The following is a 6,000-nucleotide window of genomic DNA, read 5'->3' as shown; positions in this document are numbered from 1 at the left end:
TAATGAAAGTAGCAAATAATACCATCATCATAGCAAGCAAGGATGCCAAAGGAGATGAGACAAGCACATCAAACACTCCAAAGAACGAAGCTCTACCAAACTTTGAAATAGCTATAAACGAGTGTGAAAGCCTATCGATCACGGAGGCAAATAGAAATAGCTATTCTGCCGTTATAGTTCAGTGGCACGACTCAAAAGACGGCAAGGATAAACAAGTAAAGATAGGAAATGGAGAGCAAACATATAAACTCACAATCCCTGAACCAAAATCAGACAACGAAGCTTTTAAAAAGGGCGAAGCCAAGCTAAATGAGCTACAAAGGGGCGGTATAAACGGAAATCTAACTTGTGCCGGGCGCGAGCTAAGAGCAGGCGGAAAACTAAAAATAACAGGTGTAGCAGGACTTGAGAATATAGAGTTTAGCATAAAGAGCGTATCTCATAATCTAAGCACTACAAGCTATATGGTAGATGTGGAGTTTGAGGGTTAAAGTTTTTATTGACATTGATTTTTTTAATTAAAAACTATATTATTTTACAAAAAAATACAAAATGGCACAAAAAGTGCTTAGTGTGAAATATGAAAAACAAAAACTCAAAAGTAGATGCAAACGCTATAAAAAAATGCTTGATAGATTGGTTGGACAAAAAATATATCAATAAAACTATTACAAGTGAAATACTTGTTAAAACATCAATTGGTGATAAAATAGCCGATATAGTGGTATCTAATGGGCATACTATCGCTTACGAGATAAAAAGTGAACTTGACACCGCTATTAGATTAAACGATCAGCTAAATGGGTTTAGCGAGGTATTTGAATACGTTAATTTTGTTTTTTGGAGAGATAGATTTGATATAAATAAGCTAAATATTCCATTGAATACAGGGATTATCGAGGCTTTTTATCAAAATAATATGATCTCTTTTAAGGTAATAAAAAAGCCAAAGATTAATAAAAATATATCAAAGCAAAATTTATCCAGTATGCTTTGGGTCGATGAGCTAAAATATTTTTTAGAGCAAAAAAACATAAATTTTAAAGGCCATTTGGATAAAAGAGCTTTAGTGGATAAGTTTTGCGAAATAACTAGCAACAAAGAAGCTGTAAAGGCTTTTAGATTTGCTTTAAGATATAGATATGAAAATGGATTTTTGGAATATAAAAAAAACAAAGACAATAAAAATGCCTTGTATTTTTTATTAAAAAACAAGATCAACAGACAGTATTTATTAAATTTCTCATAGTGGTTATATAGTGAGCTATCATCCTATACTTCCAAACGCTTCCGGCTTTAAACCCGTCATTTATGCTTTTAGATGCGATGCTGTTTATAAAATCACATGTATCACAATGTGAAACCGAGAAATTTCTAACCTGCTCAATTATTTTTTTGCAAAGTTCACCATATTGCTCGTAATTCCCCCTGTTGCTAGCTGTAAAAGTACATAAATTGCCATCTTCTGTAGTATACTTTATAAATGGATAATATAAAAATCCCTTCTCGCTATCTATATCTATACTAGATTGTATTTTGTCAGTTATTGTAAAATCAGCATAATTAAAGGATGTATTGGAAAATCTTTTTTTTATTTTATTAAAATTTAATAAGTGTATATTTTTTGACCTAGTATATCCAAGTTCAGTATCAAATTTTTGGCTATCTGCAAAACTCTCTCCGGCTAATATGATATTTTTTATATTGCTTTGCGTGGTAATTTCTTCTATATTTTTTATAACATAGTCTATGCTTGAGCTAGAAACCTCTATAATGAGTGTAGCTTTTTCTATCTTGTCTGGTAAAAAATCGTATAATTCCCAAAAAATATCCAAATCTTCTTTCTTAAATAGATCGCTTGAAAATAGTCTTATGGCAAAATTATCAAAACTCTGCATAATTTTTCTTGCAAAAACTCTATTTTGCCTGATGCTATCCATTTTGGTTTCGTGTGAATAATCAAATGATATCACGGGTGTAATATCATTACATCCCGCCTCTTTTACTTTACTTGACAGCTCAAGGAAAAAGTTATATTTAACTTGATGGTCAGTTAAGCTTAAGTCATTAAAAATTTGATTTGGAAAATATGTTGGTATATCTATAAAACACTCGGTATTCTTTAGTATATCCGATATGCCATTTACCTTGGTATCATCAAGCAATAAATTTAAAAAGTCGTTAATATCTTGATTTTTTGTGCCTACTAGCTCAATAATGGGTTTTACTTGTATTAAGCTAGTTTGCTTTATGGCTTGTCTTAGCCCCTTGATCTCATTTAGTTTATTTTTTATTATCGGACAATACATTAAGTCATCCTTTTATTTATTGAACACAAAAGGAACAACAATTGATGCAATTAGTGCTATTATAGATATCCATAATCCCCAACTTTTATATTTTTTCTCATCAAGTTCTTTTTTTGTAACCATCTTTGTTTCCATTTCGTTTTTATAACTTAATATAAGGACTTCTGTATTTTTTATTTTTTCCATTAATACCGCCAAATCTTTATCGTGCTGAGAGATATTGGTCTGATATTTTTTTATATCCCAAATTTCAGTTTTGCTACCCTCAATATCTTTTTTAATATATTCTAAAGACTGCTCTAATTTTGCAGTTTCTATTTTTATATTTTGCAGACAATCGCTTATGCCATCAAGTTTATTTTCAACTTTATCCAATCTATCATCATATTTTTCTGGCATAATAACCCTTTAAAATCTAATTGTTTAATTATACCAACACTTAAATAAATTTATGTTAGAAATCAAAGTTAAAAATATACTTTTTAAACCTACTTTGATTTTAAGCGTAAAGTGACTTTGATTTGAAAAGTGGTTTTACATTATGTTAAATTTATGTCCAAAATATAATACAGTATTTTAAGATTTATTTAAAAGATACTGTTTTAAGTAGGAGAAATTTTATGAAAAAGGTCGGACTGATTGGCGGTATGAGTTATGAATCAACCATAACATATTATAATGAAATAAACCGCAAAGTAAATGAAAGACTTGGCGGGCTCAATAGTGCTGAAATTCTGTTAAGTAGTGTAAATTTTGAAGAGATAGAGCTGTGCCAGCATGAAAATAGATGGGATGATGCGGGTGAAATTCTCTCTTGTCACGCTAGGGTTTTAGAGCTTGGCGGTGCTGATTTCATACTCATTTGCACAAACACCATGCATAAAGTTTATGAGAGAGTGCAATCTAGCGTTAAAATACCTGTTGTTCATATAGCTGACGCTACGTTAAAGGCCTTAAAAGAGCATGGCGTGGATAAAGTAGGACTTCTTGGCACGATATATACAATGAAAGAGACGTTTTATAAAGATAGGTTGAGCGATGGCGGAGTAGAAGTTTTGCTTCCAAGTGAGGATGAAATGAAATTTATAAACGAAGTTATATTTAAAGAGCTTTGTTTTGGTAAAATTTCAGCCACATCGCGTGATAAATTTTTCAATATCATCTCAAATTTGGCTAGTCAAGGTGCAAAAGGCGTGATACTTGGTTGCACTGAGATAGGGCTTTTGGTTGACCAAAACAGCACGGATATTAAACTTTTTGATACTACATTTATACATATAGATGAGGCGGTAAATTTGGCGATTAATTAGGCAAAAACTTCCGCCCTTTTTCTCCACATAAGTTATAAATTTAGACATAATGATAATAGCTCTCATAACTAAGAAAGAATTTAGCAAAGATAGTTTATAATAATCACTATCAAAAATAAAATCTTAGGAGTCTAATATGTCGGTTTTGGTAATAGGAGCAGATGAAATCACCCCGATAAAGGCTGTTTTGAAGGATTTGGGTGCGCAAAGGATTGAGCATTGGGATGCAAGAAATGAAAATCGCGTGAACCGCAAGCCGATCCCGCAAGATACCGAGTGTGTAGTTATGCTAACAAGCTTTTTAAACCACAACACGATGAAAACCATAAAAACTCAAGCCAAAAAGCGCAACATCCCGATAGTTTGTGCCAAAAGAAGTGTTAGCTGCGTCTTTTGCGAGTATTGTAAAGTCTTTGGACTAGATAAGGAATTTGGATGCAAAGCGGAATAATCGATGAAATTCGGGCATTTATTAGATATTGGAGAAATAACTCCAAGTATTTTTTCAAAGCTTAGTAAATTTCAAAAGGCTAAAATCTTTTTAACACTTTATAATGCTAATGTCAAAAATGAGCTAAAAATCCCTTTAAAATACGCTAAATTTTTAAAGATAGAAGATATCTTTAGAGCCTACATAGATGATCTTTTAAAGATAAATTCTTTAAAAATTTGCAAGGTAAAAAATTTCTGCCTGGTTTCAAATGCCCTGATACATGCTTATTTGCAAAGGGATTTTAGTAGGTTGAAATTTATGGCAAAAGAGCCGGTGTGTCATGTAGCCAAGCTTATAAAGATGTTGTATAGTTCCGGTAAATTTGAACTGTGCTTTGAGGCAAATGATATGTTTGCAGGCTTTGTCTATGATAAGATCAGCAAAAAACATCCCGATAAACAAATTTATCTAAAAGACGGTGTTATCTTCGCGGAGTGTTCGGGCAAGAAGATATTTGGTGTTATACCTAGTTTTAAAGAGATCTCAAAAGATAGTTTCCATACTGCAAAAAGTGAAATTCTACGTGCAACACGCATTTTAAACGAGAGCGACCTTGAGGCGATGTTTATAGTATTTCCAAGAAATGGTAAATTTTTAAAACATGTTGAGGTTAGACACGAGTCTTGTAGATGTAGCGGCAAGCTCAAACTTGTTCCATATACGATAAGTCATAAGTTGTTTTAAATTTTTATGAGAAAAATTTACAAGGCAAGAAGCAAATTTAATCTTTTGTGATTTATTTAACCTTTCTTTAACCAACTTTCTTGTAAAACGGAGAAATTACACTCTGGGGGTATATAATGCAAGATAAATTTAAGGAATTTTTACTTGAAAAAGACGTGGTAATCTCTGGGCGTAGATACGCTATAGACGCACTGTCGGCAATGGCGCAGGGTTTATTTGCTTCACTTCTTATCGGTACGATATTATCTACTATCGGCAAGCAAGCTGGAGTGGAAATTTTAACTCAAATCGCAAATTTTGCCATAGCTTCAAAAGGTGCTGCGATGGCGGTTGCTATCGGATACGCATTAAATGCACCGGCTCTTGTGATGTTTTCTTTGTGTGCGGTTGGATACGCAAGCGACACACTAGGTGGCGCAGGTGGACCGCTTGCTGTATATGTAGTGGCACTAGCGGCTTGTGAAGTAGGTAAGATAGTAAGCATAAAAAATAGTATAAATATCATACTAACTCCAGTTGTTACGGTTGTTTTTGGTTGTGTGTTAGCTATGTGGATAGCTCCGTTTATAGGTGCTGTGGCCATGTCTGTCGGTAAGGCCGTAATGGTATCGACCGAACTTTATCCGGTACTAATGGGCGCTATCGTGGCGGCTGTGATTGGAATGGCGCTTACCTTGCCGATTAGTTCGGCTGCTATTTGTGCTGGGTTTGGGCTTACAGGGCTTGCCGGAGGTGCGGCACTTGCCGGTTGTTGCGCACAGATGGTTGGATTTGCAGTGATGAGTTATAAGGCAAACGGTTTTGGCGGCTTTATCGCTCAAAGCATAGGAACAAGTATGCTACAAATGGGCAATATCGCTAAAAAGCCTATCATTTGGATACCTATCATTATAGTTTCAGCCATAAATGGTGCGATCGCTGCGATATTAGGGTTTCAAATGAACGGGGCAGCCATCGCTTCAGGAATGGGAACATGCGCTTTTGTGGGACAGATGGGAGTATATACTGGTTGGCTAGCCGATGTGGCAAATGGCACAAAAGTCGGCATATCAGGCTTTGACTGGGCTGTTTTGCTTGGAATTTCTTTTATAATCCCTGCCTTTTTGGCGGTAGCATTTGGAGGAATTTTTAAAAGATATGGGCTTTTTAACGACGAAGACTTGAGTTTAAGTAGGCAAAAATCTTAAGGATTGAAATTTATTTT

The 6,000-nt window shown here is 34.1% G+C and carries 7 protein-coding genes and 1 pseudogene; 6 read left to right on the top strand and 2 right to left on the bottom strand.

The window, feature by feature from the left end; genetic code table 11:
* Both CCAL5182_RS03000 and CCAL5182_RS02995 read left to right on the top strand, forming a co-directional pair.
* Positions 1-491 (top strand): annotated as a pseudogene (locus tag CCAL5182_RS03000) (phage late control D family protein); the annotation flags it as partial.
* A gap of 89 nt (positions 492-580) precedes the next feature.
* Positions 581-1,249, top strand: a complete 669-nt coding sequence (locus CCAL5182_RS02995; RefSeq protein ID WP_336610218.1) for a sce7726 family protein — start codon at positions 581-583, stop codon at positions 1,247-1,249.
* Here CCAL5182_RS02995 and CCAL5182_RS02990 read toward each other — a convergent pair.
* Both CCAL5182_RS02990 and CCAL5182_RS02985 read right to left on the bottom strand, forming a co-directional pair.
* A complete protein-coding gene (locus CCAL5182_RS02990) occupies positions 1,218-2,309 on the bottom strand; it encodes a beta family protein (protein ID WP_336610217.1) in 1,092 nt (363 codons plus the stop codon). The genes CCAL5182_RS02995 and CCAL5182_RS02990 overlap by 32 nt on opposite strands.
* Before the next feature lie 12 nt (positions 2,310-2,321).
* Positions 2,322-2,708, bottom strand: coding sequence for a hypothetical protein (locus CCAL5182_RS02985; protein ID WP_336610216.1), 387 nt, complete (start codon positions 2,706-2,708; stop codon positions 2,322-2,324).
* 221 nt (positions 2,709-2,929) lie between these two features.
* Between CCAL5182_RS02985 and CCAL5182_RS02980 the strand changes: the two genes are divergently transcribed.
* From CCAL5182_RS02980 to CCAL5182_RS02965, 4 genes are all read left to right on the top strand, one after another.
* On the top strand, positions 2,930-3,619 hold the full coding sequence (locus CCAL5182_RS02980) for an aspartate/glutamate racemase family protein (protein ID WP_336610215.1): 690 nt from the start codon (positions 2,930-2,932) through the stop codon (positions 3,617-3,619).
* A gap of 136 nt (positions 3,620-3,755) precedes the next feature.
* Positions 3,756-4,070, top strand: coding sequence for a DUF2325 domain-containing protein (locus tag CCAL5182_RS02975; RefSeq protein ID WP_169937588.1), 315 nt, complete (start codon positions 3,756-3,758; stop codon positions 4,068-4,070).
* Between the two features lie 3 nt (positions 4,071-4,073).
* On the top strand, positions 4,074-4,796 hold the full coding sequence (locus CCAL5182_RS02970; protein ID WP_336610214.1) for a hypothetical protein: 723 nt from the start codon (positions 4,074-4,076) through the stop codon (positions 4,794-4,796).
* A 116-nt stretch (positions 4,797-4,912) separates the two neighbouring features.
* Positions 4,913-5,983, top strand: coding sequence for a PTS transporter subunit IIC (locus CCAL5182_RS02965; protein WP_336610213.1), 1,071 nt, complete (start codon positions 4,913-4,915; stop codon positions 5,981-5,983).
* The last annotated feature ends 17 nt before the right edge of the window (positions 5,984-6,000 follow it).

This window comes from Campylobacter sp. 7477a, assembly GCF_014892335.1.
GTDB lineage: Bacteria > Campylobacterota > Campylobacteria > Campylobacterales > Campylobacteraceae > Campylobacter_A > Campylobacter_A californiensis.
Note: the sequence above shows the minus strand (reverse complement) of the source record. Positions and strands in the feature narration are given on the sequence as shown.